Source organism: Leisingera sp. F5 (genome assembly GCF_001593695.1).
This window is the reverse complement of record NZ_LUKH01000666.1, coordinates 1-1,893: the sequence shown is the minus strand read 5'-3', so window position 1 is coordinate 1,893 and position 1,893 is coordinate 1. Positions and strand designations below refer to the sequence as shown.

1 protein-coding gene is annotated in these 1,893 nt (G+C 61.1%); it reads right to left on the bottom strand.

What is annotated here, in order from left to right:
* Positions 1-220 precede the first annotated feature (220 nt).
* A complete protein-coding gene (locus A2I95_RS34555; protein WP_027257893.1) occupies positions 221-1,696 on the bottom strand; it encodes an NAD-dependent succinate-semialdehyde dehydrogenase in 1,476 nt (491 codons plus the stop codon).
* Positions 1,697-1,893: the final 197 nt, after the last annotated feature.

Below are 1,893 nucleotides of genomic sequence, written 5' to 3'. Positions count from 1 at the left end.
GGGCCAGATGGGTCGAGGGGTGGAAAAAATTCTCGCGGTCCCATTGATCGAGTTGGTCGTTCTTCAGCATCGTGTTTCCTTTATCAATTCTGCGGCAAGACGGAATTCTGCGAGAATTCCGGCCCGAATTCCGGCGTGGAATTCGGGAGTGTCCCGCCTCTTTGATGATGCGGATTTGCCGTGCAAATCCGGGCCGAAATCCGCGCCGGATTTCGGTGTTTCAGGCCCAGTCCCGGCAAAGGTATTTGATCTCGGTGAATTCCTCCATGCCCAGGCGGGCGCCTTCGCGGCCAAGGCCGGACTGCTTGGTTCCGCCAAAGGGGATCGGTGCACCGGTGACTTTGGTGCGGTTCACTGCCACCATGCCGTATTGCAGCGCCCGGCTGAGGCGGTAGATCCGGCGCGGGTCGTGGCTGTGGAGATAGGCCACCAGCCCATACTCGCTGTCATTGGCGCGGGCGATCACCTCTTCCTCGGTATCGAAAGGGGTGATGGGGGCGACGGGGCCAAATGTCTCCTCAGACATGATCAGCGCCTCCGCCGGCACGCCGGTCAGTACCGTCGGCTCATAAAACAGTACCCCCAGCGGATGCCGCTTGCCGCCGCAGGCCAGCGTGGCGCCCTTGGCCAGCGCGTCGGCCACATGCTCCTCCTGCTTTTGCACCGCTTTTTCGTTCATCAGCGGCCCTAGGTCACAGTCATCCATGCCCTTGCCGATGGTCAGGGCCTTGGCAGCTGCGGTGAACTTCGCACAGAATTCCGCATAGACCGGCCGCTCCACAAAGATCCGGTTGGCGCCCAGGCAGTCCTGGCCGGAGGTGGCGAATTTAGCCTTGATCGCCTCATCCACCGCCTTGTCCAGATTACAGCCTTTGAAGACGATCACCGGCGCATGGCCGCCCAACTCCATCACCAGCCGTTTCACCGTGTCCGCCGACTGACGGTACAGCAGCTTGCCGATACTGGTGGAGCCGGTGAAGGACAGGGCGCGCACGCGGGTGTCTCGGGTCCAGGGCTCAACGATGGCGGAGGCACTGCCAGTCACCACGTTGAAAACACCAGCTGGGAAACCCGCGCGTTCGGCCAGCTCTGCCAGCGCAAGGGCGCTGAACGGGGTTTCCCCCGAAGGATGCGCCACAACAGTGCAACCTGCCGCCAGTGCTGCCGCCGCTTTGCGGGTCAGCATGGCAGAGGGAAAGTTCCAGGGTGTGATCAGCGCCGCTACGCCCACCGGCTCGCGCCACAGTTCCACTTCGGCGTCGGGCAAATGGCTGGTCACACCTTCGATGTTGGGGCGTTTGGCCTCTTCAGCGTAGAATTCCACAAAGGCGGCGCCATAGTCGATCTCGCCGCGCGCCTCAGAGAGGGGTTTGCCCTGTTCCAGCACCATGATGCGGGAGAGGTCTTCCTTGTGTTCCAACTGCAGCTCAAACCAGCGGCGCAGGATAGAGGCGCGCTGTTGTGGCAAAAGGCCTGCCCAGGCCGGGAAAGCTGCCTGTGCCGCATCCACGGCGGCAGAGGATTCTTCTGCAGACTGGCTGGCGACGTGGCCAAGCTCAACACCATCCGCGGGATCGCTGACCGGGAAGGTTTCGCCGCTTGCAGCGGCGCACCACTTTCCATTTATATAGGAAAATGAACGCACTAACGCCTTGTCGGCAATGTCCGCGCGGGCAGAGAGAGCAGTCTCTGTCATGGAAGTTCTCCTGTGCTTTACAGGAGAACTTGCCTGATGCTGGCAGAAGAAGTGTCTGAAGTTTCCTGAAACAGCAGAAGAAACAGCTGGCTTCTGCGCCAACCAGCTTGATTTGAAGGTATTACCCGCCGGACGGGTTCATCTGCCGCTTGATGACGCCGGCTCCCATGAAGCCGCCATCGATCGGCAGCACAACT

Bases quoted from the DNA above. Each gene is read 5' to 3' on its own strand.
- A2I95_RS34555 (WP_027257893.1), bottom strand. From the start codon at position 1,696: ATGACAGAGACTGCTCTCTCTGCCCGCGCGGACATTGCCGACAAGGCG.